General features: G+C 60.7%; 25 protein-coding genes. 14 read left to right on the top strand and 11 right to left on the bottom strand.

Annotated features, from left to right (window positions below):
- Window positions 1–60: 60 nt before the first annotated feature.
- Genes hypE through hypA form a run of 5 tightly spaced genes read right to left on the bottom strand, consistent with a single transcriptional unit; the run spans window position 61 to window position 3,673 of the window.
- Window positions 61–1,071 (bottom strand): hydrogenase expression/formation protein HypE, encoded by a 1,011-nt coding sequence (gene hypE, locus L463_RS01745; protein WP_017692768.1) that lies wholly within the window; start codon window positions 1,069–1,071, stop codon window positions 61–63.
- Window positions 1,068–2,189 carry a hydrogenase formation protein HypD gene (hypD, locus tag L463_RS01750; RefSeq protein ID WP_017692769.1) on the bottom strand — a complete coding sequence of 374 codons (1,122 nt, stop codon included), beginning with the start codon at window positions 2,187–2,189 and terminating at the stop codon, window positions 1,068–1,070. Before hypD ends, hypE begins: the two co-directional genes overlap by 4 nt.
- 3 nt (window positions 2,190–2,192) lie before the next feature.
- The gene (locus L463_RS01755) at window positions 2,193–2,465 is read right to left on the bottom strand and encodes a HypC/HybG/HupF family hydrogenase formation chaperone (protein WP_023295333.1); all 273 of its coding nucleotides are present in this window, start codon (window positions 2,463–2,465) and stop codon (window positions 2,193–2,195) included.
- The gene (gene hypB / locus L463_RS01760) at window positions 2,456–3,319 is read right to left on the bottom strand and encodes a hydrogenase nickel incorporation protein HypB (protein WP_023304320.1); all 864 of its coding nucleotides are present in this window, start codon (window positions 3,317–3,319) and stop codon (window positions 2,456–2,458) included. The genes L463_RS01755 and hypB overlap by 10 nt, the downstream gene beginning before the upstream one ends.
- 3 nt (window positions 3,320–3,322) lie before the next feature.
- A complete protein-coding gene (gene hypA, locus L463_RS01765) occupies window positions 3,323–3,673 on the bottom strand; it encodes a hydrogenase maturation nickel metallochaperone HypA (protein WP_032104344.1) in 351 nt (116 codons plus the stop codon).
- Window positions 3,674–3,883: 210 nt separating this feature from the next.
- On the opposite strand from hypA, the gene hycA reads away from it, so the two are divergent.
- The 9 genes from hycA (at window position 3,884) to hycI (ending at window position 11,665) form a co-directional block, all read left to right on the top strand.
- Window positions 3,884–4,348, top strand: coding sequence for a formate hydrogenlyase regulator HycA (gene hycA, locus L463_RS01770; protein ID WP_017382804.1), 465 nt, complete (start codon window positions 3,884–3,886; stop codon window positions 4,346–4,348).
- 73 nt (window positions 4,349–4,421) lie between these two features.
- A complete protein-coding gene (locus L463_RS01775) occupies window positions 4,422–5,030 on the top strand; it encodes a 4Fe-4S dicluster domain-containing protein (RefSeq protein ID WP_032104345.1) in 609 nt (202 codons plus the stop codon).
- Window positions 5,027–6,841 carry a formate hydrogenlyase subunit 3 gene (hycC, locus tag L463_RS01780; protein WP_032104347.1) on the top strand — a complete coding sequence of 605 codons (1,815 nt, stop codon included), beginning with the start codon at window positions 5,027–5,029 and terminating at the stop codon, window positions 6,839–6,841. The genes L463_RS01775 and hycC overlap by 4 nt, the downstream gene beginning before the upstream one ends.
- Before the next feature lies 1 nt (window position 6,842).
- On the top strand, window positions 6,843–7,766 hold the full coding sequence (locus L463_RS01785) for a respiratory chain complex I subunit 1 family protein (protein WP_032104348.1): 924 nt from the start codon (window positions 6,843–6,845) through the stop codon (window positions 7,764–7,766).
- Window positions 7,767–7,781: 15 nt separating this feature from the next.
- Window positions 7,782–9,491, top strand: a complete 1,710-nt coding sequence (hycE, locus tag L463_RS01790) for a formate hydrogenlyase subunit HycE (protein WP_015571690.1) — start codon at window positions 7,782–7,784, stop codon at window positions 9,489–9,491.
- Window positions 9,492–9,500: 9 nt separating this feature from the next.
- Complete coding sequence (locus L463_RS01795) at window positions 9,501–10,043, top strand: formate hydrogenlyase complex iron-sulfur subunit (RefSeq protein WP_032104349.1); 543 nt, start codon at window positions 9,501–9,503, stop codon at window positions 10,041–10,043.
- Window positions 10,043–10,810, top strand: a complete 768-nt coding sequence (locus L463_RS01800) for an NADH-quinone oxidoreductase subunit B family protein (RefSeq protein ID WP_032104350.1) — start codon at window positions 10,043–10,045, stop codon at window positions 10,808–10,810. The genes L463_RS01795 and L463_RS01800 overlap by 1 nt, the downstream gene beginning before the upstream one ends.
- Window positions 10,807–11,217 carry a formate hydrogenlyase maturation HycH family protein gene (locus L463_RS01805; RefSeq protein WP_017382798.1) on the top strand — a complete coding sequence of 137 codons (411 nt, stop codon included), beginning with the start codon at window positions 10,807–10,809 and terminating at the stop codon, window positions 11,215–11,217. Before L463_RS01800 ends, L463_RS01805 begins: the two co-directional genes overlap by 4 nt.
- The gene (gene hycI, locus L463_RS01810) at window positions 11,210–11,665 is read left to right on the top strand and encodes a hydrogenase maturation peptidase HycI (RefSeq protein WP_032104351.1); all 456 of its coding nucleotides are present in this window, start codon (window positions 11,210–11,212) and stop codon (window positions 11,663–11,665) included. The genes L463_RS01805 and hycI overlap by 8 nt, the downstream gene beginning before the upstream one ends.
- An 88-nt stretch (window positions 11,666–11,753) precedes the next feature.
- Here the strand turns inward: hycI and L463_RS01815 are convergent, their stop codons facing one another.
- Both L463_RS01815 and ascF read right to left on the bottom strand, forming a co-directional pair.
- Window positions 11,754–13,178, bottom strand: coding sequence for a 6-phospho-beta-glucosidase (locus L463_RS01815; protein ID WP_017382796.1), 1,425 nt, complete (start codon window positions 13,176–13,178; stop codon window positions 11,754–11,756).
- An 18-nt stretch (window positions 13,179–13,196) separates the two neighbouring features.
- Entirely contained in the window at window positions 13,197–14,648 is a 1,452-nt protein-coding gene (ascF, locus tag L463_RS01820; protein ID WP_017382795.1) for a PTS cellobiose/arbutin/salicin transporter subunit IIBC, read from the bottom strand.
- Window positions 14,649–14,837: 189 nt separating this feature from the next.
- On the opposite strand from ascF, the gene L463_RS01825 reads away from it, so the two are divergent.
- The 4 genes from L463_RS01825 to L463_RS01840 all read left to right on the top strand — a co-directional run bounded on the left by L463_RS01825 (window position 14,838) and on the right by L463_RS01840 (window position 19,801).
- Window positions 14,838–15,875 carry a LacI family DNA-binding transcriptional regulator gene (locus tag L463_RS01825; RefSeq protein ID WP_322934345.1) on the top strand — a complete coding sequence of 346 codons (1,038 nt, stop codon included), beginning with the start codon at window positions 14,838–14,840 and terminating at the stop codon, window positions 15,873–15,875.
- 133 nt (window positions 15,876–16,008) lie between these two features.
- The gene (gene hydN / locus L463_RS01830; protein WP_017382793.1) at window positions 16,009–16,554 is read left to right on the top strand and encodes an electron transport protein HydN; all 546 of its coding nucleotides are present in this window, start codon (window positions 16,009–16,011) and stop codon (window positions 16,552–16,554) included.
- A gap of 6 nt (window positions 16,555–16,560) precedes the next feature.
- Complete coding sequence (gene hypF, locus L463_RS01835; RefSeq protein WP_032104352.1) at window positions 16,561–18,777, top strand: carbamoyltransferase HypF; 2,217 nt, start codon at window positions 16,561–16,563, stop codon at window positions 18,775–18,777.
- A gap of 1 nt (window position 18,778) precedes the next feature.
- Complete coding sequence (locus tag L463_RS01840) at window positions 18,779–19,801, top strand: HoxN/HupN/NixA family nickel/cobalt transporter (protein WP_032104353.1); 1,023 nt, start codon at window positions 18,779–18,781, stop codon at window positions 19,799–19,801.
- Between the two features lie 126 nt (window positions 19,802–19,927).
- Here the strand turns inward: L463_RS01840 and norW are convergent, their stop codons facing one another.
- Complete coding sequence (norW, locus tag L463_RS01845; protein WP_015571680.1) at window positions 19,928–21,061, bottom strand: NADH:flavorubredoxin reductase NorW; 1,134 nt, start codon at window positions 21,059–21,061, stop codon at window positions 19,928–19,930.
- On the bottom strand, window positions 21,058–22,506 hold the full coding sequence (norV, locus tag L463_RS01850; RefSeq protein WP_015571679.1) for an anaerobic nitric oxide reductase flavorubredoxin: 1,449 nt from the start codon (window positions 22,504–22,506) through the stop codon (window positions 21,058–21,060). Before norV ends, norW begins: the two co-directional genes overlap by 4 nt.
- Before the next feature lie 187 nt (window positions 22,507–22,693).
- On the opposite strand from norV, the gene norR reads away from it, so the two are divergent.
- Window positions 22,694–24,208, top strand: coding sequence for a nitric oxide reductase transcriptional regulator NorR (norR, locus tag L463_RS01855; RefSeq protein WP_017382788.1), 1,515 nt, complete (start codon window positions 22,694–22,696; stop codon window positions 24,206–24,208).
- Here norR and gutQ read toward each other — a convergent pair.
- Both gutQ and L463_RS01865 read right to left on the bottom strand, forming a co-directional pair.
- Window positions 24,205–25,170 (bottom strand): arabinose-5-phosphate isomerase GutQ, encoded by a 966-nt coding sequence (gutQ, locus tag L463_RS01860; protein ID WP_015571677.1) that lies wholly within the window; start codon window positions 25,168–25,170, stop codon window positions 24,205–24,207. The genes norR and gutQ overlap by 4 nt on opposite strands.
- A complete protein-coding gene (locus tag L463_RS01865; protein WP_015571676.1) occupies window positions 25,163–25,936 on the bottom strand; it encodes a glucitol operon DNA-binding transcriptional repressor SrlR in 774 nt (257 codons plus the stop codon). The genes gutQ and L463_RS01865 overlap by 8 nt, the downstream gene beginning before the upstream one ends.
- Window positions 25,937–25,972: the final 36 nt, after the last annotated feature.

Raw genomic sequence — 25,972 nt, 5'->3', positions numbered from 1 at the left:
TTGCTTTCCAATAGAAACTGGCAAAAAGAGAAATTCAGCGCTGACCGCTTTTGGCGCGGTCTAGCAAATTCGGGGTAACGGTTCAGCGTGCGGCAGATCCAGCGTGCGCTTCACGCCGTAAAGCCCGGTCAGGCGCACCCCTTTGCGCTCAACCACGTCGCCGATGATGGCCGCGTCTTTCCCTAAAGGATGCGTGCGCAGCTGTGCAAGTACGGCTTCCGCCGCCGCGCGTTCCACGCCGATCACCAGCTTGCCCTCATTGGCAAAGTTAAGCGGGTTTAGACCTAGTAGCTCGCACAGCCCGCGCACGGCGGGCTTAACGGGCAGGCCGCGCTCGGTCAGCTCAATCCCGCAGCCGCAGCTTGCCGCGAACTCGTGCACGACGGCATTCACGCCGCCCCGCGTGGCGTCGCGCAGGGCTTTTACGCCCGGCATGTCGCGCAGCGTCTGGATCAGCGGCGTGAGTACCGCGCAGTCACTGCGCAGCTCGCCATCCAGCCCCAGGCCTTCGCGCAGGTTCAGGATGGTTGCCCCGTGGCAGCCCAGCGTGCCGCTGACAATCAGCACGTCGCCTGCGCAAAGCTGCTGCGCGCCCCAGTGAATGTCGGCAGGGATCGCGCCCATCCCGGCTGTGTTGATGAAGAGCTTATCCGCCGCGCCGCGCTGCACCACCTTGGTATCCCCGGTGACGATGGCGATCCCCGCCTCGCGTGCGGTGTGCGCCATGCTGTTGACCACCGCCGTGAGCGTCTCCATCGGTAACCCTTCTTCGAGGATAAACCCGCAGGAGAGGTAGCGGGGGATCGCGCCGCTGACGGCGACGTCGTTTGCCGTGCCGCAGACGGCGAGCTTGCCGATATCGCCTCCCGGGAAGAACAGCGGGTCAATCACGTAGCTGTCGGTAGAGAACGCCAGCCTGTCACCGTGGGCGGTCAGGGCCGCGAGGTCAATACGCGCCTGATCTTCCTGCTCGGCGAGCCAGGGGTTATTAAAGGCTTCCATAAACAGCCGGTTAATCAGCTGCTGCATCGCCTGTCCACCGCTTCCGTGCGCCATTTCCACCGTGTTCATGCTTCACACTCCTGGTTGCGATAGTGATACCACGCGGCGCATGCCCCTTCGGAAGAGACCATCAGCGCGCCAAACGCGGTTTGCGGGTTACAGGCGTTGCCAAATAACGGGCAGTGATGAGGTTTGCATTTGCCGGTGAGTACGTCGCCACAGCGGGCGCGGGGATCGTCGCACACCTGCTGCGGCTGCGGGCGGAAATGCGCTTCGGCGTCGAAGGCGCGATACGCGGGCGTCAGGTGTACGCCGGATTCGGCAATCAGCCCCAGTCCGCGCCACTCGCTGTCGCCTTCGACGCTAAACACGTCGGCTATGGCCTGCTGTGCCCGTCTGTTACCTGCATCGGGCACCACGCGACGATACTGATTTTCCACCGCACTCAGGGCCGCTATTTTCTGCTCAACCAGCATGGTCACGCCTTGCAGTAGATCAAGTGGCTCGAAACCAGCCACCACTAACGGACGATTGTACTGTTCAGCGATAAAACCGTAGGCTTCTGTGCCGATCACCATGCTGACGTGGCCCGGCGCCAGAAACGCGTCGATACCGTTATCCGGCGCTTCAAGCAGGCTGCGCAGCGTGGGAATAAGCGTGATGTGCTGGCAGAAAAAGTAAAAGTTTGTGACGTTGCGGGCTTTAGCCTGCTGGAGGGTAATGGCGGTGGCGGGCATGGTGGTTTCAAAACCCAGCCCGAAAAAGACGACCTTACGCTCAGGATTAGCCATCGCCAGCGTCAGGGCATCCATCGGTGAGTAGACGATCCGCACGTCTGCGCCGCGCGCCTTCGCCTGGAGCAGCGAGCCATTTTTTCCCGGTACACGCATGGCGTCGCCAAAGGTGCAAAAAATCACACCGGGGCGGCTGGCGATGTCGATACAGCTGTCGATGCGCCCCATCGGCAGCACGCACACCGGGCAGCCGGGGCCGTGGATAAACTCGATGTTCTCCGGCAGCAGCTGGTCGAGGCCAAATTTAAAGATGGCGTGGGTGTGTCCGCCGCACACCTCCATGATCCGCAGCGGTTTTTCTTTCGTGTAGTCCAGCAGCGAGGCGCGGGTCTTCAGGCGATCGATAAGCTGCAACACCTGCTCAGGCGCGCGATATTCATCAACGTAACGCATGTGTTAACGTTCCTCCCCATACAACAGGGCGCCCACGTCCGGCTCGACATCGAACATATTCTGTAGCGCGTCCAGCGTGTCGCGGGCTTCTTCCTCATTAATCACGCTCATGGCAAAACCCACGTGGACCAGCACCCACTGGCCGAGACGCGATGCGCCGGTCTCATCGTGGCTGCCTACCAGCGTCAGGTCGACATCGCGCAGGATGCCGCAGACCTCCACTTTGGCCTGATTGCCGTCGAGGGAATGAATTTGTCCGGGGACGCCTATGCACATCGTTCGTTCTCCAGCCAGTTCAGCCAGGCGTCCATCCCGTCGCCACGCGTGGCGGAAACCAGCAGGATCTCAATGTCCGGGTTCACTTCCCGGGCGTAAGCCAGGCACTTATCCACGTCGAAATTCAGGTACGGCAGCAGGTCGACCTTGTTCAGCAGCATGACGGAGGCGGCGGCAAACATATGCGGATATTTAAGCGGCTTGTCTTCCCCTTCGGTCACGGAGAGCACCGCCACTTTATGCCGCTCGCCGAGGTCGAAGCTTGCCGGGCAAACCAGGTTGCCGACGTTTTCAATAAACAGGATACCGTTATCCGCCAGCGGCAGGCGCGGGGCGGCGTCGGCAATCATCTGCGCGTCCAGGTGGCACCCTTTCCCGGTGTTGACCTGAATCGCAGGCGTACCGGTTTCGCGGATGCGCGCGGCGTCGTTTACCGTTTGCTGGTCGCCTTCGATTACGGCGCAGGAGACGTGTTCGTTCAGCCGTTTGAGGGTTTCGGTCAGCAGCGTGGTTTTACCGGAGCCGGGGCTGGAGACCAGGTTCAGCACCAGCTGTTCGCGCGCGGCAAAGCGGGCGCGATTGCGGGCGGCGAGCTGGTTATTTTTGTCCAGCACGTTGATCTCCACCTCCAGCATCTGGCGCTGGCTGATGCCCGGCGCGTGCGTACCCGCTTCGCCGTGGCCGTAATGGAGGTCGCCCGCGTCGGAACGCTGCGGGGCAAAGGTGATGCCGGTCAGGGCCGCCGCGGGACGTGGGGCAGGAGAAAAGGGCGCGGAGCGAAACGCGGAGTGGGGACGGTGTTCATCCCCTTCTATATACAGGTTGCCTTCAGCGCAACCGCAGGTACTACACATACATTACTCCTTCTCGATTTCGAGGCGTTGGATCTGCATACCGTCATCCGCCACGATGCGCAGCCCGCTGCTCTGGCACTGCGGACAGCGCTGTACCTTCGATGACAGCAGCGTGACGTACTCCTGACACTGCTCGCACCAGCACTCTGCCTGCTGCTCTTCAATATGCAGGTCGCAGCCTTCCGCCAGCGTGCCGCTGCACACCAGCTCAAAACAGAAGGTGAGGGCGCTGGTCTCGACGCAGGAAAACGCCCCGACCTTCAGCCAGACGCCGGTGACGCGTTTCGCGTGGTTTTGCACTGCCTGCTGTTCGATAAGTTCCAGTGCCCGCTGGCAGAGGGTGATTTCGTGCATGACGCCTCCTTAATGAATTGCCCCTTCAATGCAATAACGGTGCCAGCTTGATTTGCGTTACGGCGTGACGATGTCAACACTGTCGAAATGACACGTCGACACCGCGGCGGTGACAGTGCGCATCTCTTTAAAATCCATTTAAATCAACAAATTAAAAACTGGCACGAAATCTGCTTAACAGCCGCTAACTCCATTAACCGGATACCTTTTATGACTATTTGGGAAATTAGCGAAAAAGCGGATTACATCGCACAACGTCATCAGCAGCTCCAGGAGCAATGGCACCTGTACTGCAATTCACTGATCCAGGGGATCACGCTGTCGAAGGCCCATCTGCATCACGCCATGAGCTGTGCGGCGCAGGGGGATATGCGTTTTGTACTGTTCGGTCACTTTACGATTTACGTCACCCTGGCGGAGACCTTCAACAGCCACACGATTGAGTACTACGTCGAGACGAAAGAGGGCGACAGGCACTGCATCGCCCGGGCGCAGCTGATGGCGGACGGCATGGTGGACGGTCACGTCAGCAACCGCGATCGCCAGCAGGTGCTGGAGCACTATCTGGAGAAAATCGCGCCGGTTTACAACGGCCTCTACGCCGCCGTTGAGCATGACAGGCCAGTCAACCTGAAACAGCTGATCGACGGAAAATCCTCCGCGAACGTGGCCTGAAAAACGAGTGTCGAGAAGTGTCGATAAGACAGTTTTTTTTCGTCAAAAATGACCATCACCAGAGGATGACCCGGTGAACCGTTTTGTAATTGCTGACTCGATGGTCTGTATTGGCTGTCGGACCTGTGAGGCGGCGTGTTCGGAAACGCACCGCCTGCACGGGCTACAGTCCATGCCGCGCCTGCGCGTCATGCGTAATGAGAAAGAGTCTGCCCCGCAGCTCTGTCACCACTGTGAAGACGCCCCGTGCGCGGGCGTCTGTCCTGTCAATGCCATCACCCGCGTTGACGGCGCGGTACAGCTGAACGAAAGCCTGTGCGTGAGCTGCAAGCTGTGCGGCATCGCCTGTCCGTTCGGCGCTATTGAGTTTTCCGGCAGCCGTCCGCTGCATATTCCGGCGAATGCCAATACCCCAAAAGCGCCGCCTGCGCCACCAGCTCCGGCACGCGTGAGTACGCTGCTGGACTGGGTGCCGGGCATTCGCGCCGTTGCGGTGAAGTGCGATCTGTGCAGCTTCGATGAGCAGGGTCCGGCCTGCGTGCGGACCTGCCCGACCCGGGCGCTGGTCCTGGTCAACATCCGCGACATCGCTCGCACCAGCAAACGCAAGCGCGAGCTGACCATCAATACCGACGTCGGCGATCTTTCGCTGCTGCGGGCGCTTAACGAGGGGGCGAAATGAACGCGATAGTTATGATGACCAGCGGTGTGGCCTGGTTTGCCGCCGCCGCTGTCCTGGCGCTGCTCCTCTCCTTCCATAAAACGCTGAGCGGGGCGATCGCCGGTATCGGTGGGGCGGTCGGCAGCCTGATGACGCTGGCGGCGGGCGGGGTTGTCCTGATCGACGGCCAGTCCGTCGACACCCTCATCCCGCTGATTCACCACGCCGTTGAGCTTACGCCGCTGAACGCCATCTGGCTGATAACCTTTGGCCTGTGCGGGCTGTTTATCAGCCTGTTTAATGTCGACTGGCACCGACATCAGCACACCAAAGCCAACGGCCTGCTGGTTAACCTGTTGATGGCCGCCGCGGTCTGTACCGTTATCGCCAGCAACCTCGGCGCGCTGGTGGTGATGGCAGAAATCATGGCCCTGTGCGGCGTGTTCCTGACCGGATGCAGCGCCTCCGGCAAGCTGTGGTTTGCGCTCGGACGTCTCGGTACGCTGCTGCTGGCGCTGGCCTGCTGGCTGGTGTGGCAGCGTTTCGGCACGCTGGATTTTGCCGCGCTTAACGGTCAGCCGCTGGGCAACGACGTCTGGCTGTTGGGCGTAGTCGGTTTTGGCCTGCTGGCCGGGATTATCCCGCTGCACGGCTGGGTGCCGCAGGCGCATGCCAATGCCTCAGCCCCGGCCGCTGCGCTGTTCTCCACCGTGGTGATGAAGGTCGGTCTGTTCGGCATCCTGATGATAACCCTGACGGGCGGTCAGCCGCCGCTGTGGTGGGGCGTGGCGCTGCTGATTGCAGGGATGATCACCGCGTTCGTCGGCGGGCTCTACGCGCTGATGGAGCACAACATCCAGCGTCTGCTGGCGTACCACACCCTGGAGAACATCGGGATTATCCTGCTCGGCATGGGCGCGGGCGTCACCGGGCTGGCGCTCAACCAGCCGGCGCTGATTGCCGCCGGGTTTATTGGCGGTCTGTATCACCTTATCAACCACAGTCTGTTTAAAAGCACCCTGTTCCTCGGTGCGGGCAGCGTCTGGTTCCGCACCGGGCACCGCGATATTGAAAAGCTCGGCGGGATTGGCAAAAAAATGCCCGTCATTTCGCTGGCGATGCTGGTCGGGCTGATGGCGATGGCTGCGCTGCCGCCGCTGAACGGCTTTGCCGGCGAGTGGGTGATTTATCAGTCCTTCTTCGCCCTCGGCCAGAGCGAGGCGTTTATCGGGCGTTTACTCGGCCCGCTGCTGGCGGTGGGCCTGGCGATCACCGGCGCGCTGGCGGTGATGTGTATGGCGAAGGTTTACGGCGTCACCTTCCTGGGCGCGCCGCGCACCCGCGAAGCGGAAAACGCCTGTTGCGCCCCGGTACTGATGGCCACCAGCGTGGTCGCACTGGCGCTGTGCTGCATCGCGGGCGGGGTTGCCGCGCCGTGGCTGCTGCCGCTGCTGGGCCACGCCATTCCGCTGCCGCTGGTCACGGCGCATACCGTCGTTTCCCAGCCGATGATGGCGCTGCTGCTGATTGCCGCGCCGCTCCTGCCGTTCGTGCTGATGCTGTTCTTCAGACGCGACCGTCTCGCCTCCCGCTCGCGCGGCGCGGCGTGGGCCTGCGGCTACGAACACGAGCAGTCGATGGTCATCACCGCCCACGGTTTCGCCATGCCGGTGAAGGAAAACTTTGCCGCCGTGCTGAAGCTGCGCCACTGGCTGAACCCGGTGGGCTGGGTGCCGGGCTGGCAGGGTGCCGCCGTGCCCGTGCTGTTCCGCCGCCTGGCGCTGATCGAGCTGGCGGTGCTGGTGGTGATTGTCATTTCACGAGGAGCCTGACATGAGTCTGTTACTGGCAATTCTTCAGGCGCTGGTGCTGTTCGCCGTCGCGCCGCTGCTGTCGGGCATCACGCGCGTGGCGCGCGCCCGGCTGCACAATCGTCGCGGACCTGGCGTGCTCCAGGAGTACCGCGATCTCTTCAAACTGCTCTCCCGTCAGAGCGTCGCGCCGGATGCCGCAGGCTGGGTGTTCCGCCTGACGCCGTTTGTGATGGTGGGCGTGATGCTGACCATCGCCACCGCGCTGCCGGTAGTGACGGTGGGCTCGCCGCTGCCGGTGCTGGGCGATCTGATTACGCTGATCTACCTCTTCGCCATCGCGCGTTTCTTCTTTGCGATTGCGGGTCTGGATACCGGCAGCCCGTTTACGGGTATCGGCGCCAGCCGCGAGGCGATGCTCGGCGTGCTGGTTGAGCCAATTCTGCTGCTGGGGCTGTGGGTTGCCGCACAGGTTGCAGGCTCGACCCATATCAGTTTTATCACCGACACCGTTTACCACTGGCCGGTTTCACGTTCTCTCCCGCTGGTGCTGGCGCTCTGCGCCTGCGCGTTCGCCACCTTTATCGAGATGGGCAAGTTGCCGTTCGATCTCGCGGAAGCGGAGCAGGAATTACAGGAGGGGCCGCTCACCGAATACAGCGGCTACGGCTTTGCGGTGCTGAAGTGGGGCATCAGCCTCAAGCAGCTGGTGGTGTTGCAGATGTTCGTCGGCGTTTTCTTCCCGTGGGGGCAGATGACGCACTTCTCTGCGGGCGGCCTGCTGCTGGCCGTGGTGGTGGCTGTGCTCAAGCTGCTTATCGGCGTGCTGGTGATTGCCCTGTTTGAAAACAGCATGGCGCGCCTGCGTTTTGTTGAAACGTCACGCATCACCTGGGCCGGTTTTGGTTTTGCATTTTTAGCGTTCGTCTCCTTGCTGGTGGCGTGATTAAAGAGAGTGTTTATGTCTGAAGAAAAGAAAGGTCAGCAGTATCTCGCCGCGTTGCATCAGGCTTTCCCGGGCGTGGTGCTGGAGGAGTCCTGGCAAACCAAAGACCAGATCACCGTCACCATTAAGGTGAACTATCTGCCGGAAGTGGTGGAGTTTCTCTATTACCAGCAGGGCGGCTGGCTGTCAGTGCTGTTCGGCAACGACGAGCGTCAGCTGTGTGGCAACTATGCGGTGTACTACGTGATGTCGATGGAGCAGGGGGAGAAGTGCTGGCTCACCGTGCGCGTAGAGGTCGATCCGGCTAAACCGGAATACCCCTCCGTCACGCCGCGCGTGCCTGCCGCCGTCTGGGGCGAGCGCGAAGTGCGCGACATGTATGGTCTGGTGCCGGTTGGCCTGCCTGACGAGCGTCGCCTGGTGCTGCCGGACGACTGGCCGGATGAACTCTATCCGCTGCGCAAGGACAGCATGGACTATCGCCAGCGCCCGGCCCCGACCACCGACAGCGAAACCTACGAGTTCATCAACGAGCTGGGCAGCAAGAAGAATAACGTGGTGCCGATTGGCCCGCTGCACGTTACCTCCGACGAACCGGGCCACTTCCGCCTGTTCGTCGACGGCGAGAACATTATCGACGCCGACTACCGCCTGTTCTACGTCCACCGCGGCATGGAGAAGCTGGCGGAGACCCGCATGGGCTACAACGAAGTCACGTTCCTCTCTGACCGCGTGTGCGGCATCTGCGGCTTTGCCCACAGCACCGCCTACACCACCTCGGTGGAAAACGGCATGGGGATCGTGGTGCCGGAACGCGCGCAGATGATCCGCGCCATTCTGCTGGAGGTGGAGCGCCTGCACTCGCACCTGCTTAACCTCGGCCTGGCCTGCCACTTCGTCGGCTTTGACTCCGGGTTTATGCAGTTCTTCCGCGTGCGCGAGGCGTCGATGAAGATGGCGGAGATCCTTACCGGGGCGCGTAAAACCTACGGCCTGAACCTGATCGGCGGGATCCGCCGCGACCTGCTGAAAGACGACATGATCCAGACCCGCCAGCTGGCGCAGCAGATGCGGCGGGACGTGCAGGAGCTGGTGGACATGCTGCTCAGCACGCCAAACATTGAGCAGCGCACCGTCGGGATTGGTCGTCTTGACCCGGAAATCGCCCGCGACTTCAGCAACGTCGGCCCGATGGTGCGCGCCAGCGGCCACGCCCGTGATACCCGCGCCGATCACCCGTTTGTCGGCTACGGCCTGCTGCCGATGACCGTGCACAGCGAGCAGGGCTGCGACGTCATCTCCCGTCTGAAGGTGCGCATCAACGAGGTATTCACCGCGCTGAACATGATCGACTACGGCCTCGATAATCTGCCGGGCGGCCCGCTGATGGTGGAAGGCTTCACCTACATTCCAAACCGCTTTGCCCTCGGCTTTGCCGAAGCGCCGCGCGGGGACGACATCCACTGGAGCATGACCGGCGACAACCAGAAGCTCTACCGCTGGCGCTGCCGTGCGGCGACCTACGCCAACTGGCCAACCCTGCGCTACATGCTGCGCGGTAACACCGTCTCTGACGCGCCGCTGATCATCGGCAGCCTCGACCCGTGCTACTCCTGCACCGACCGCATGACCGTCGTGGACGTGCGCAAGAAGAAAAGCCAGGTGGTGCCGTACAAAGAGCTTGAGCGCTACAGCATCGAGCGTAAGAACTCGCCGCTGAAATAAGGACTCGCCATGTTTACCTTTATCAAAAAAGTGATCAAAACCGGCGTGCAGACCAGCAGTTATCCGCTGGAGCCGATCCCGGTGGATAAAAACTTTCGCGGCAAGCCGGAGCACAATCCGCAGCAGTGCATCGGCTGCGCGGCCTGCGTCAACGCCTGCCCGTCGAATGCCTTAACGGTGGAAACGGACCTGAAAACCGGCGAGCTGGCCTGGCAGTTTAACCTCGGGCGCTGCATCTTCTGCGGCCGCTGCGAGGAGGTCTGCCCGACGGTCGCCATTCGCCTGTCTCAGGAGTACGAGCTGGCGGTGTGGAAAAAAGAGGATTTTCTCCAGCAGTCGCGCTTCGCGCTGTGCAACTGCCGCGTCTGCAAGCGTCCGTTCGCCGTGCAAAAAGAGATCGACTACGCCATCGCGCTGCTGAAGCACAACGGCGACGTCCGCGCGGAGCATCACCGTGAAAGCTTCGAAACCTGCCCGGAGTGCAAGCGTCAGAAATGCCTGCTGCCGTCTGACCGCATCGATTTAACCCGCCATATGAGAGAGGCCAGCTGATGGAAAACTTACTCGGCCCGCGCGACGCTAACGGCATTCCGGTGCCGATGACGGTGGACGAATCCATCGCCAGCATGAAGGCGTCGCTGCTGAAAAAAATCAAACGCTCGGCCTACGTCTACCGCGTGGACTGCGGCGGCTGCAACGGCTGCGAGATCGAGATCTTCGCCACGCTGTCACCGCTGTTTGACGCCGAGCGCTTCGGCATCAAAGTGGTGCCGTCTCCGCGCCATGCGGACATTCTGCTGTTTACCGGGGCCGTCACCCGCGCCATGCGATCCCCCGCGCTGCGCGCCTGGCAGTCCGCGCCGGACCCGAAAATCTGCATCTCGTACGGTGCCTGCGGCAACAGCGGCGGCATCTTCCACGACCTGTACTGCGTCTGGGGCGGCACCGACAAAATCGTGCCGGTGGACGTCTACATTCCGGGCTGCCCGCCGACGCCCGCCGCCACGCTGTACGGTTTTGCCATGGCGCTCGGCCTGCTGGAGCAGAAGATCCACGCTCGTGAGCCGGGCGAGCTGGACAACCAGCCAGCCACTCTCCTGCACCCGGATATGGTGCAGCCGCTGCGGGTGAAGATCGACCGCACGGCGCGCAGGCTGGCGGGCTACCGCTACGGACGCCAGATTGCCGACGATTATCTGCGCCTGCTGAGCCAGGGCGACCATCAGGTGGCGCGCTGGCTGGAGGCGGAAAACGATCCGCGACTCAATGAGATCGTGGCGAACCTGAACAGCATCGTGGATGAGGCGCGTATCCGATGAGTGAAACGGTGGTGTTCAGCCAGCTGAGCCGTAAGTTTATTGATGAGAACGATGCCACGCCGGCTGCGGCGCAGCAGGTGGTCTATTACAGCCTGGCGATTGGGCATCACCTCGGGGTGATCGACTGCCTGGAGGCGGCGCTGAGCTGCCCGTGGGCCGATTACCTGGCGTGGATCGCCACGCTGGAGGAGGGCAGCACGGCGCGGCGCAAAATGGAAGGCGTGCCGAAGTACGGCGAGATCGTGATCGACGCCAACCACATTGCGATGCTCGCCAACGCCTTTGACGAGGCGCTGAGCAGGCAAACCCCCGAGCAGCAGGCGTGGAGCAAAACGCTGCTTAGCATGCTGCACGATATTCATCAGGAGAGCGCCATCTACCTGATGGTGAGGAGATTACGTGACTGACGTTTTACTGTGTGTCGGCAACAGCATGATGGGCGACGACGGCGCGGGCCCGCTGCTGGCGGAAAAGTGCGCTGCGAACCCGCCGGGCAGTTGGGTGGTGATTGACGGCGGCAGCGCGCCGGAAAACGACGTGGTGGCCATTCGTGAACTGCGCCCGGACAGGCTGTTAATCGTTGATGCCACCGATATGGGGCTCAACCCCGGTGAGATCCGCCTGATTGACCCGGACGACATCGCCGAAATGTTTATGATGACGACGCACAATATGCCGCTGAACTACCTGGTCGATCAGATTAAAGACGACGTGGGTGAGGTGCTGTTTCTGGGGATTCAGCCGGACATTGTCGGGTTCTATTACCCGATGACGCAGCCGGTGAAAGAGGCGGTGGACGTGGTCTATTCACGGCTTGCCGGGTGGGTTGGGGATGGGGGATTTTCTCAGCTCTGAGCAGTGCCGGGTGGCGGCTTCGCCTTACCCGGCCTACCAAACCCATCTCCCTCTCCCTGTGGGAGAGGGCTGGGGTGAGGGCAACAGGCTACTCCAGATCCCCCCCGTTACTCGCAATCACCTTCTTATACCACCAGAATGATTTCTTGCGCTTGCGGTCCAGCGTGCCGTTCCCGGCGTCGTCCCGGTCGACGTACACAAACCCGTAGCGCTTGCTCATTTCCCCCGTTGAGGCCGAGACAAGGTCAATGCAGCCCCAGGTGGTGTAGCCCAGCAGCGGTACGCCGTCCTCAATCGCATCAGCCATTGCGCGAATATGCTCGCGCAGGTAGCTGATTCGGTAGTCGTCGTTGATCTCGCCGTTTTCATCAATGACGTCCTTCGCTCCAAGGCCGTTTTCCACCAGGAACAGCGGCTTCTGGTAGCGGTCGTACATCATGTTCATGGTGATGCGCAGGCCGAGCGGGTCAATGCCCCAGCCCCATTCGCTCACCTGAATATGCGGGTTGCGCAGGGACTTCACGATGTTCGCCGCGCTGGTGTTTCCCGCGTTCATGTCCGCCGACGCGCAGCGCGAGGCGTAATAGCTGAACGAGACAAAGTCGACGGTGTTTTTCAGCAGTTCATCGTCGCCCGGGTCTTTCACAATCACCACGCCTTTCTCGCGGAACACGCGGGCAGAGTAAGCCGGATAGCTGCCGCGCGCCTGCACGTCGATAAAGAACAGGTTCTCGCGGTCTTTCTCCAGCGCCATCCACACGTCTTCCGGCTTGCAGGAGTACGGGTAAAAATTGCCGCCCGCCAGCATACAACCGACCTGGTTTTCCGGGTTCACCTCGTGGGCAATTTTGGTCGCCAGCGCGCTCGCCACCAGCTCGTGGTGCGCGGCCTGGTACTTCACCTGGTCCTCGTTTTCACCTTCTTCAAATACCAGCCCCGCGCCGGAGAACGGGCTGTGCAGCATGATGTTGATTTCGTTGAAGGTCAGCCAGTATTTCACCAGCCCGTTAAACGCCTCGAAGCAGGTGCGGGCGTAGCGGGCGAAGAAATCCACCATCTTACGGTTGCGCCAGGAGCCGTACTCCGTGACCAGGTGCATCGGCACGTCGAAGTGGCAGAGCGTCACCAGCGGCTCGATGTTGTACTTTTTACACTCCTCGAACACCGCGCGGTAGAAGGCAATGCCTTCCTGATTCGGCAGCGGTTCGTCGCCGTTCGGGTAGAGGCGGCTCCAGGCAATCGAGGTGCGGAACACCGTAAAGCCCATCTCCGCCATCAGGGCGATGTCTTCTTTGTAGCGATGGTAAAAATCAATCGCCTCGTGGCTCGGGTAGAATTCGTCGTCCCGCAACGAAAACCGTTTTTCCTTGCCGACTTTTACCGCCAGACGGTTTGCGCCGTGGGGGATCATGTCGACCGTCGTCAGTCCTTTGCCGCCTTCACGGTAAGCCCCTTCACTCTGGTTGGCGGCAAGCGCGCCGCCCCATAAAAATCCTTGTGGAAAAACAGACATTCTTACCTCGCTTTCAGTTTATGCTTCTGCTGCTTTGTTCTGTACCGGTGCGGTTTGCAGGGCGCGTGCTTTTTCGGCTTCGTCTTCTACCGGGATATCCTCAAACCCTAACAGCAGGGTTAGCACAAACGACAGCACTACCGCCAGACCCATCACGCCAAACACCCAGACGATGGTCATCGGGTTGGCCGGGTCGAAGAACTGCACGCTGGTAAACAGCCCCGGCGCCGCCATCGAATGGCTGGCAAGGCCTGCCATGCCTGCCACCGCGCCGCAGATAAAGCCGCTGATCAGGCTCGCAATCAGCGGACGCTTCAGGCGTACCGCTACGCCGTACAGGGCCGGTTCAGAGATCCCCGCCATGATGGCGGAGGCCGCCGCGGCCAGCGCCGTCTGGCGCAGCTCCGGATTTTTGGTTTTCCACGCCACCGCCAGCGACGAACCGCCGAGCGACAGGTTGGCGCCGATCTCCGACGGCATCACCATCCCTTCTTTGCCCGTTTCGGCAATGGTCTGGATGATGGTCGGCGTAAACACGCGGTGCATCCCGGTCATCACCAGCAGCGGCCACAGCGCGCCCATAATGGCAACGGAGAGCCAGCCCAGATAGCCGTGAATGGTGTAGACCAGCGCGGAGATGGCGCTGCCGATCCAGATCCCGAGCGGGCCAATCAGTACGATGGCGAGCGGGGCGGCAATCAGCACGATCAGCATCGGCTTGAGGAAGTTTTTGGTCACCGCCGGGGTAATGCGATCCACCCAGCGTTCGATGTATGACAGGCACCAGGTCATCACCAGGGCGGGGATCACCGTGTAGGTGTATTTCACCGCCGTCACCGGAATGAAGGCGAACTCAACGTGCTCGCCCTGCGCGGCTTTCGCCATCAGCTCGATAAAGCTCGGGTGAACCAGAACGCCCGCGATGGCGATTGCCAGCGACATGTTGGTTTTGAACTTCACCGCCGCGGACGCCGCCACCATCAGCGGCAGGAAGAAGAACGCGCCATCGCCGATAACGGTCAGGATCGTCAGCGTCGGGTCGCCTTTGCCCAGCACGCCGGTCATCTCAAGGATCATCGCCAGCAGCTTGACCATCGACCCGCCGATGATTGCCGGGATCAGCGGAGACATGGTGCCGATCAGCGCGTCGAGGATCCCGGCGCCAATCCGGCGCAGCGTGAGCTTTTGTGGACCTTCCGCTACGGCAGGTTGCAGGTTAGCGGGCAGCAGGCTCACCACTTCACGGTATGCCTGGGACACGGTGTTGCCGATGATCACCTGACACTGGTTGTCGTTGCGCACCACGCCGAGCACGCCGCTGATGCTTTTCAGGCGTGCGGCGTCGGTGAGGCTTTCGTCTTTCAGGACGAAGCGCAGTCGCGTCATACAGTGGGTGACGGCGACGATGTTCTCTTTGCCGCCCAGCGCGCTAACGACGTCGGTCGCCAGCGCAGCGTAATTTTTTGCCATCGGATGTGATCCTGTTATCGTTGTGAGAAGTGTAGGAAACCGGTTTCACACAATCATCATGAGTTTCTTTTAATGACACAAGACTACTTTTTATGCATTTTTTCGTTTCGTGATGACGATCACTCGTGGCCGTAAAAAGCGTGATAACGCCGCTGCGACAATTTTTCTGCGGTGCAGTACACTGCGCCCATCAGGTTCAGACGGAATAATAATATGACCACGATGCTGGAAGTGGCGAAGCGGGCAGGCGTATCAAAAGCGACGGTCTCCCGGGTACTGTCGGGGAACGGTTACGTCAGCCAGGAGACGAAAGACCGCGTGTTTCAGGCCATCGAAGAGAGCGGGTATCGCCCCAATCTGCTGGCGCGAAACCTGGCGACCAAACGCACCCAGACCCTGGGGCTGGTGGTGACGAACACCCTGTACCATGGGGTCTACTTTAGCGAGCTGCTGTTTAACGCCGCGCGGATGACGGAAGAGAAGGGGCGTCAGCTGATCCTGGCGGACGGCAAGCACAGCGCCGAAGAGGAGCGCGAGGCGATCCAGTACCTGCTCGACATGCGCTGCGACGCGGTAATCATCTATCCGCGTTTTCTGAGCGTGGAAGCGCTGGACGAGATCATTGAGAAATGCGAGCAGCCGATCATGGTGCTCAACCGCCGTTTGCGGAAAAACAGCAGTCACAGCGTCTGGTCCGATCATAAAGCGTCGTGTCAGGACGCAGTATCGCAGCTGATTGCGAAAGGCCACCGGGAGATTGCGTTTATCACCGGTTCGCTGGATTCCCCCACCGGGGTGGAGCGTCTTTCCGGCTACAAGGACGCGCTGGCGCAGCACGGGATTGCAGTTCGCGACGCGCTGATCGCCGAAGGGAAGTGGAACCCGGCCAGCGGCGCGGCGGCGGTCTCTCAGTTGCTCACCCGCGGCGAAACGTTTACCGCGCTGGTGGCGAGTAACGACGACATGGCGATTGGCGCCATCAGGCAGCTGCACGAGAGCGGCGTCGCCACGCCGGGCGCAGTGTCCGTCATCGGCTTTGACGATGTGGCAATCGCGCCCTATATCGTGCCGTCCCTCTCCAGCGTGCGTATTCCAGTAACGGAGATGATTCAGGAGACCATCAGCCGTATGATTTTCATGCTCGACGGCGGTGAGTTTAAGCCTCAGCAAACCTTCTCCGGCGAGCTTATCCTGCGCGACTCCGTCATTGACGGCCCGCATCGCTGACGTCGACATCTGTCATCGTCACTAATGACGATGACAGATCCTTCTCTTTTAAATTTCCCTATAAAATCAATGCATTAAATATTGGCACGGTTTATGAATAGCTTCGCGCATAACAGTAATGCCGGAGAAGCAGATGAACCGTTTTATTATGGCCGATGCCAGCAAATGCATTGGTTGCCGTACCTGTGAAGTGGCGTGCGTGGTGTCCCATCAGGCAGAGCAGGATTGCGCCTCTCTCACCCCTGATACCTTCCTGCCGCGCATCCACGTCATTAAAGGCGTGAATATTTCTACCGCCGCTATCTGTCGCCAGTGCGAAGATGCGCCGTGCGCCAACGTCTGTCCGAACGGGGCGATTAAGCGCGAGAAAGGCTTCGTGCATGTGATGCAGGAGCGCTGCATCGGGTGCAAAACCTGTGTGGTGGCGTGTCCGTATGGCGCGATGGAGGTGGTGGTTCGCCCGGTGGTGCGCAACAGCGGTATCGGGCTGAGCGTGCGCGCGGAGAAAGCCGAAGCCAATAAATGTGACCTCTGCTACCACCGCGACGCCGGTCCGGCGTGTATGGAAGCCTGTCCGACACATGCGCTGGTCTGCGTCGATCGCGACAAGCTCGAACAGATGAGCGCCGAAAAACGCCGCCGCGCGGCGTTCGACACTTCGTCATCGCTGCTGTTTTAAATTGCGATGAGCGTTAACGGCGTACAGCTTCGGGTACGCGGCAAGGTGCAGGGGGTAGGATTTCGTCCTTTCGTCTGGCAGCTTGCGCAGCAGCTGGGGCTGGCAGGCGACGTCTGCAACGACGGAGAGGGTGTCCTGGTGCGTCTCGCGGGCAGTGGGGGTGACTTTACCGCGAGACTGCGCCAGGACTGCCCACCGCTGGCGCGCATCGATCGCGTTGAAACACAGCCGTTCAGCTGGACGACGCTGCCGGACGAGTTTGTCATCCGCCACAGCGAGAGCGGGGCGATGGACACGCAAATCGTCCCGGATGCCGCCACCTGTCCCGCATGCCTGGCGGAGATGCGCGATCCCCGCGAACGTCGCTACCGCTACCCCTTTATCAACTGCACCCACTGCGGGCCGCGGTTTACCATTATCCGCGCCATGCCCTATGACCGCCCGGCCACGTCAATGGCGCCATTCCCGCTCTGTGTGCCCTGTGAAACGGAGTACCGCAACCCGGCTGACCGGCGTTTTCACGCCCAGCCGGTGGCCTGCCCGGACTGTGGACCGCAGCTGGAGTGGCGAGCCGGAGACACTATTGCCACCCGCGAATCGGCGTTAAGCGCGGCGGTGGCGATGCTGAAAGGCGGCGGGATTGTGGCGGTGAAAGGGCTGGGGGGTTTTCACCTGGTCTGCGACGCGCTTAACCCGCAGGCGATTCGGAAATTACGGGCACGCAAGCAGCGCCCGACCAGGCCGCTGGCGGTGATGATCCCGCATGCGGACGATCTGCCGGGGGCCATCCAGACGCTGTTACGTTCACCCGCTGCGCCGATTGTGCTGACGCCAAAAGCCTGCCTTCCTGCGTTTCCTGAGGAGATTGCGCCGGGGCTGAATACGGTTGGCGTGATGCTGCCTGCGAACCCGCTCCAGCATTTGCTGATGCTGGACTGCCAGCGCCCGCTGGTGATGACCTCCGGCAACCTCAGCGGCCATCCACCCGCCATAAGCAACCAGCAGGCGCTGGAAGAACTCAGTGACATCGCTGACGGCTTCCTGCTGCACAACCGCGACATCCTGCAACGGATGGATGATTCAGTGATGGACCAGGAGGGCACGATGCTGCGTCGCGCACGCGGTTTTGTGCCGGATGCCATCACATTGCCCGCCGGATTCCGCGACATCCCGCCCATGTTATGCACCGGCGCGGAGATGAAAAACACCTTCTGCCTGGTGCGTGGCAACCAGGCGGTACTGAGCCAGCATTTTGGCGATCTGAGCGACGAGGGGGTAGAGGCGCAGTGGCGCAGTGCGCTCTCGACGATGCAGGACATCTACGCCTTTCAGCCTGAGCGCGTGGTGTGCGATGCCCATCCGGGATATCACGCCCGACAGTGGGCCCGGACGCAGGCGCTGCCCGTTGAGACCGTGCTGCATCATCATGCGCATGCGGCAGCGTGTCTGGCGGAGAATGGCTGGCCGCTCGACGGCGGGGATGTTATTGCCCTGACGCTGGACGGGATCGGCATGGGCGAGAACGGCGCGCTGTGGGGCGGCGAGTGCCTGCGGGTGAACTATCGCGACTGCGAACGGCTGGGCGGTCTGCCAGCCGTTGCGCTGCCGGGGGGCGATCTGGCGGCAAAACAGCCGTGGCGCAATTTGCTCGCCCACTGTCTGGCGTTCGTACCTGACTGGCAGCAGTACCCGGAAACAGAGGTGGTACAGCGTCAAAACTGGCCGCTGCTGGCAACGGCTGTGTCGCGCGGTATCAATGCGCCGCGGGCCTCCTCCTGTGGTCGTCTGTTCGACGCCGTGGCCTGTGCGCTGGGCATTGAAACGCAACGCTATGAGGGCGAAGCCGCGTGCCGGCTGGAGGCGCTGGCCGAACGCTGCGCAGGGGGTGATCATCCGGTGACGCTCCAGACGGATAACCTTGCGCTGTTCTGGCAACAGTGGCTTACCTGGCGGGCGGAACCCGGCGAGCGTGCCTGGGCTTTTCACGATGCGCTGGCAAAAGGGCTGAGCGAACTGGCGGCAACGCATGCCCGCCGACGGTCGCTCTCTACGGTGTGCTTCAGCGGCGGCGTCCTTCACAACCGCCTGCTGCGCGCGCGCCTTCGTCATTACCTTTCTGATTTCACGCTTCTTTTTCCTTCGCGCCTGCCCGCAGGCGACGGAGCGATCTCCTTCGGGCAGGCGGTGGTTGCTGCCGCCCGATCATGTTCACAAGGGATTTAAAATGTTACGACTTTTACGCAATGAACCTCGTGCAGCGTGCCTGCTGCTGGCTCTCGGGATGGCTAACCTGCTGGCCTGGTGGCTGGCGTGGCACACCTTTAGCGGCAGTACGGTGCTGATGGCGGCCAGCCTGCTGGCCTGGTGTTACGGACTGCGTCATGCGGTGGATGCCGACCATATCGCCGCGATTGATACCGTGACGCGTAAAATGATGCAGCAGGGCAAGCGCCCGTCCGGCGTGGGCGCATGGTTTTCCCTCGGACACTCCACCATCGTGGTGCTGGCCTCCATTGCTATCGCCGCTACCGCCACGGCGTTTCAGAAAAACATGGCATGGTTCCACGAAACCGGCAGCCTGATTGGCACCGCCGTCTCCGCCACCTTCCTGCTGGCGATGGCGCTGGTGAATATGGTGATCCTGCGCGGCGTCTGGCGCAGTTTTCAGGCGCTGAAACACGGCAATCCCGTGCAGGGCGACATCACGCTGCCTGCACAGGGCGGCGTCATGAACTGGCTGTTCGGCAAAACCTTCCGCCTCGTCAATAAAAGCTGGCAGATGTACCTGGTCGGTTTCCTGTTCGGCCTGGGGTTCGACACCGCCACCGAAATCGGCGTGCTGGGGATCTCCGCCGCCAGCGCCTCCAGCGGGATGTCGGTGTGGTCGATCATGATCTTCCCGGCGCTCTTCGCCAGCGGCATGGCGCTGGTGGATACGCTCGATAACCTGCTGATGGTGGGTGCCTACGGCTGGGCGTTTAACAAGCCGCAGCGCAAGCTCTACTACAACATGACCATCACCGGCACTTCGGTGGTGGTGGCGCTGTTTATCGGCGGCCTGGAAGCGCTGGGTCTGCTGATGGACAAGTTCGCCCTCAGCGGCGGCGTGTGGGATCTGATTGGCGCGGTAAACGATAACCTGGGCGATGCCGGATTTGTGGTGGTCGGGCTGTTTGTCGCCTGCTGGCTGATCTCGATGGCGAACTATCGCTGGCGCGGTTATGACGCGCTGGTGGTGCGCTCCTGACGCTGAAAGTGTAGCGATAAAAAAAGCCCCGGGACATCGGGGCGGTGGACAACAAAATCCAAAGGTTAAGTAAGCGTGGCAGTACTGTAGGCCGGGTAAGCGGAGCGCCACCCGGCATGACGAGGGTTAAGCTGGTAGCGATTTCAGCAGCGCGAAGGCCTCCTTCATTCTGTCTTCGCTGACGACAAAGGCGCGCATCTGACCGTCGGTATCGGTGCCGCGCGCCACCATGCCCTGAGGCGAAAGGACAATCTCCCAGTCCAGATCCTGACGCTGCGTTTCACCTGCGAGATGCAGCGGTAGTTCCGGCGTTTTTACCTTCACCAGCATGGCGGGTAATTTCACCGGGGCGTTGCCGCCGAGCAGATTTTTCGCCAGGAACATGGCGCTTAACTGAATCGGTTGCAGGAACGGCAGCACCTGGCCGTTAATTTCCGCGCAGTCGCCCAGGGCATAAATGTCCGGCTGGGTGGTTTGCAGGTAGCTGTCCACCTTCACGCCGCGATTGATCTCTGCGCCCGCGCGGTGCGCCAGCGCGGTTTCCGGGCGCAACCCCGTCGCCGCAATAACCACATCCACTTCAACGCTGCGGTTGCGGTCGAGCGTCGCACAAATGCCGGTTTCGGTTTTGCTCAGGCTCTGTAACTGCGATTTCAGCAGCAGATGCACGCCCATGTCGGTCAGACGATGCTGTAAGCGACTGCTTACTTCTGCTGGCATCAGCGCTGACAGAATGCTGGCCGCGTGGTCAACCAGGGTGACGGATTTTCCCGCCCGGCAGAAGTCCATCGCCAGCTCGGTGCCAATCAGTCCGCCGCCGACAATCATCACCCGCGTGGCGTCGCGTAACAGGGTCTCGCTGGCCTGATACTCCTGCTGGCTGTTGAGCGTGACCATCAGCTCGCGGCCCTCAACCGGCGGCACAAACGCCGATGCCCCCGTCGCCAGCACCAGCTTGTCGTACTGCCAGGTTTTATCTTTCGCGTTCACCACGTGGGCGTCGGCGTCGATATCGGTGACCCAGGTGTACGGAAACAGACGCAGGTTAAACTGTTCTGCGAACTCCCCCGCCGTCTGGCGGGTGAGATCGTCGGCGCGCTGATTCTGGCTAATGACGTGGCTTAAATCAGGCTTGTTGTACTCATCCATGCTGTCGGCGGCGATCACCGTCAACGGCACGTTAGCATCCTGTTTGCGGATATTTTTCACCAGCTGGCGGGCGGCAAAGCCCGAGCCGATAATGACGATGCCGTGGCTCATTTTGCCTCCGTTGCCAGTTCATCAAAGACGTCTTTCCCGAGGGAACATTCCGGGCAGAGGAAGTTGTCCGGCACCTCGCTCCACGGCGTACCCGGCGCGACATCCTGCAACGGCTCGCCCAGCTCAGGATCGTAAATCCACTGGCAGACGCTGCACTGCATGCAAGGGCCGAGGTCGGCAGCGGCAGGAGCGGCTTCTGCTACAGCTTTCGGCGTAACCGCCGCGGCGGGTGCGGTTTCCGGCAGCGGCGCAAGCGCCCACTGGCGGGCAATGTCGCGACCGTGCTGACGACAGATTTCCAGCGCGTCGAGATCCGGACGCCATTTCGCCTTCAGGCTCAGGGACATCTCAAAACCAGCATCCTGTAAACGGGTGGAGAGACGGTCTACCGCGCCGCCGCTCCAGCCGTGTGAACCAAAGGCGCTGGCGCGTTTGTTACGAAAGCGCAGGCCGGTCATCTCTTCCACCAGTCCGGCAATTTTCGGCATCATCACGTTATTCATGGTGGAGGTACCCACCAGCACGCCTTTGGAGCGGAAGACGTTGGTCAATACCTCATTCTTATCGCTGCGCGCCACGTTGAAGATTTTCACCGCCACGTTCGGGTCAACTTCGTTGATGCCCTGGGCAATGGCGTCCGCCATCATGCGGGTGTTGTTGGACATGGTGTCGTAGAAGATGGTGATGCGATCTTCCTGATAGTCCGCCGCCCACTTCAGGTACAGTTCGACAATCTGGGTTGGATTTTCACGCCATACCACGCCGTGGGAGGTGGCAATCATATCCACCGGCAGGTTGAAGCCGAGGATCTCGGTGATTTTTGGCGTGACCAGACGGCTGAACGGGGTCAGGATGTTGGCGTAGTAGCGCTGGCACTGTTCGAACAGCTCGGTCTGATCCACTTCGTCGTTGAACAGACGTTCGTCACAGTAGTGCTGGCCGAAGGCGTCGTTACTGAACAGCACCGCGTCACCGGTCATGTAGGTCATCATGCTGTCCGGCCAGTGCAGCATTGGGGTTTCCACGAAGATCAGCTGTTTGCCATTGCCGATATCCAGCGTGTCGCCGGTTTTCACGGTGTGGAAGTTCCACTCCGGATGGTGGTGGTGGCCGTTGATGGAGTCAATGGCGTTGGTGGTGCAGTAGATTGGGGTATCCGGAATGTGGGACATCAGCTCGGTCAGCGCCCCGGCATGATCCTCTTCCGCGTGGTTGATGATGATGTAGTCGATGTCGTTCAGATCGATTTCGCTGCGCAGGTTCTGCACGAACTCGCGGCTGAATTTGTGATCGACGGTATCGATCAGGACGTTTTTACCTTCACGAATGAGATAGCTGTTGTAGCTGCTGCCGCGCAGCGTTTTGTATTCCGTCCCGTGAAAATCACGTACTTCCCAGTCACGTTGACCCACCCAATGAATGTTATTTTTAACCAGAATAGACATAGCAACCTCAACTTAATACGGCGTTTTCAAATAAGATGACTGTCATATATCAAGTTGCGTGCCAACTTTTTAACTCATTGAAAATAATGTATTTATATTTTGATGCTCCCTAATGGGTAGTCATTTTGACTATCTTAAAAATTGTCAATATGACACTATGCATTGTCAAAATGACAGTGAGGCAGAGATGAGCTTTTCCGTAGATGTGCTGGCGAAGATCGCCATAGAACTGCAAACCGGTATTGGTCATCAGGACCGCTTTCAGCGGCTGATCTCCACGTTGCGCCACGTGCTGGATTGCGATGCGTCGGCGCTGCTGCGTTACGAAGGGCGGCAGTTTATTCCGCTGGCTATCGACGGTCTGGCGAAGGACGTACTCGGGCGGCGCTTTACCCTGGAGGGCCACCCGCGTCTGGAAACCATCGCCCGTGCGGGTGACGTGGTGCGTTTCCCGGCAGACAGCGATCTGCCCGATCCTTACGACGGCCTGATCCCCGGACAGGAGAGCCTGAAGGTGCACGCCTGTATCGGCCTGCCGCTGTTTGCCGGGCAGAACCTGATTGGCGCGTTAACCCTCGACGGCATGTCGCCTGATCAGTTCGATACCTTCAGCGATGAAGAGCTACGGCTGATTGCCGCGCTGGCGGCCGGGGCGCTGAACAACGCCCTGCTGATAGAACAGCTGGAGAGCCAGAATATTCTTCCGGGTAGCCCGACGGCGTTTGAGCAGGTGGCGCACACCGAAATGATCGGCCTTTCGCCGGGCATGGCGCAGCTCAAAAAAGAGATTGAGATTGTCGCCGCGTCTGATTTGAACGTGCTGATCTTCGGGGAGACCGGCACCGGTAAAGAGCTGGTGGCAAAAGCGATCCACGAAGCCTCGCCCCGTGCGGTGAATCCGCTGGTCTATCTCAACTGCGCGGCGTTGCCGGAAAGCGTGGCGGAAAGCGAGCTGTTCGGACACGTCAAAGGGGCCTTTACCGGGGCGATCAGCAACCGCAGCGGCAAGTTCGAAATGGCTGATAACGGCACGCTGTTCCTCGATGAAATTGGCGAACTCTCCCTTTCGCTTCAGGCCAAACTGCTGCGGGTGTTGCAGTATGGCGATATTCAACGCGTGGGAGACGATCGCAGCTTACGCGTGGATGTGCGCGTGCTGGCGGCGACGAACCGCGATCTGCGCGAAGAGGTGCTGGCGGGGAATTTCCGCGCCGATCTGTTCCACCGTCTGAGCGTGTTCCCGCTCACGGTGCCGCCGCTGCGCGAGCGGGGCGAGGATGTGGTTCTGCTGGCGGGCTTTTTCTGCGAACAGTGTCGGCTCAAAATGGGGCTTTCCCGCGTGGTGCTAAGTCCCGGCGCGAGGACGCACCTGCTGAGCTACGGCTGGCCGGGTAACGTGCGTGAACTGGAACATGCGATCCACCGCGCGGTGGTGCTGGCGCGGGCAACGCGTTCGGGGGATGAAGTGGTTATTCATGCGCGCCATTTCGCGCTGCATGAGGAAACGATGCCGCCCGTGAAGCCGGTGATACCTGAGAGCGTGAACGAAAACCTGCGCGAGGCGACGGATGCGTTCCAGCGTCAGATGATCGCCCGCGCGCTGGAGCAGAATAACCGCAGCTGGGCGGCGTGCGCGCGGGCGCTGGAGATGGACGTCGCCAACCTTCACAGGCTGGCGAAACGTCTGGGGCTGAAGGGTTAAATAATCCCCGCCTGGTAGAAGTCTTGCAGGTTGATCGCGCCGCACAGCCTGCCGTGCTCGTCCACCACCGGCGCGGCGGTGATTTTGCGCTTCATCAGCACCTCTTTGGCTTCAATCGCGCGGCTGTCGGCATTCAGCGTCAGCCCGCCCTGGGTCATTGCTTCGGATACCCGCGCCTCCAGCTTGCCGCCGCCCACCAGCCAGCGGCGCAGGTCGCCGTCGGTGAAGACGCCCTTCACCTGGCGGTCATTGTCGCATACCGCAACCAGCCCCAGCCCGGTGCGGCTCAGCTCCAGCATGGCGTCCATCACGCTGGTGTCGAGTTTGACCTGAGGAATGGCATCGTCCGTGCGCATCAGGTGGTGAACTTTGTTGAGCAGACGAGCCCCAAGCGCGCCCGCAGGATGGGAACGGGCGAAATCTTCCTCATTAAAACCGCGCGCCTGCATCACCGCCATCGCCAGGGCGTCACCCATCATCAGCGTGTTGACGGTGCTGGAGGTCGGTGCCAGGTGCATCGGACAGGCTTCGCGCTCAACGGAAATATCCAGCGTTGCTTTCGCGGCCAGCGCCAGCGGCGAACGGGATTTGCCGGTCATCGCTAACAGGGCCACCGATTTTTCTTGCAGGCGAGGGATGATGAGATCCAGCTCTTTGGCTGAACCGGAGTAGGAGATAAACAGCATCACGTCGCGGCTTTCGATCATCCCCAGATCGCCGTGCAGCGCTTCGGCAGGATGCACGAAGAACGCCGGGGTGCCGGTGCTGGCAAGCGTCGCGGCAATCTTCTTGCCGATATGACCGGATTTACCGATACCCGCCACGATCACTTTGCCCTCGCAGTGGATAATGGTGTTGGCTGCACGAACAAAATCCTCACCCAGACGTTCCGGCAGGCGGCTGGCTTCCTGTAGCTCCAGCAGCAGGGTCTGACGGCCTGCGTTTAACAGAAAATCACTCATTTTTCTCTCCGGTTACGATCACGTCGATGCCCTTCGCTTCCAGCGCTTTTTTAAATGCCGGATCGATACCTGCGTCGGTAATCAGCTTATCGACGCTTTCAAGGCTACAGACAATGTTGGGGCTTTTACGGCCAAACTTCGACGAGTCCGCCATCAAAATCACTTCCCGCGCGGCGTTGCACATCGCTTTGCTGACGCTGAACACCTCGTTGAAGGTGGTCACGCCCGCGTTGAGGTCGATGCCGTCCGTGCCCATAAACAGCTTATCGAAGCTGAAGTGGTCGAAGGCATTCTCCGCCAGCTGCCCGTGAAACGACGCCGATTTTTTACGAAAGGTGCCGCCGGGCATCAGGATGGTCTGCTCGCTGTCGAACTCTGACAGGGCATTGACGATGTGCAGGCTGTTGGTCATCACGGTGATGTTATTAAAGCGGCTGAGCAGCGGGATCATCTGTAGGACGGTACTGCCTGCGTCGAGGATAATGGAATCGCCGTCCTGGATAAATTTGACGGCGGCTTCGGCAATCAGCGCTTTCTGGTGAGTATTGATCAGCGTTTTGTGGTCGATAGGCGGGTCGGCTTCGTCTTTATTGAGCACCACGCCGCCGTAGGTACGAATGACGGCGCCGGAGTTTTCGAGCAACACCAGGTCCTTGCGTATTGTCGTGCCGGTGGTGTCAAAGTAGTGGGCCAGATCCTCTACCGAGCACTTTCCCTGCTTTTGCAGATGCTCAAGTATGGCCGCCTGCCGCTGACGTGGTTTCATAGGCGCTTCGTTCCTTACGTTGCGAAATGATAATTC

Origin of the sequence: Enterobacter sp. BIDMC 27, assembly GCF_000534415.1 — a bacterium.
Lineage (GTDB): Bacteria > Pseudomonadota > Gammaproteobacteria > Enterobacterales > Enterobacteriaceae > Enterobacter > Enterobacter hormaechei_C.
Note: the sequence above shows the minus strand (reverse complement) of the source record. Positions and strands in the feature narration are given on the sequence as shown.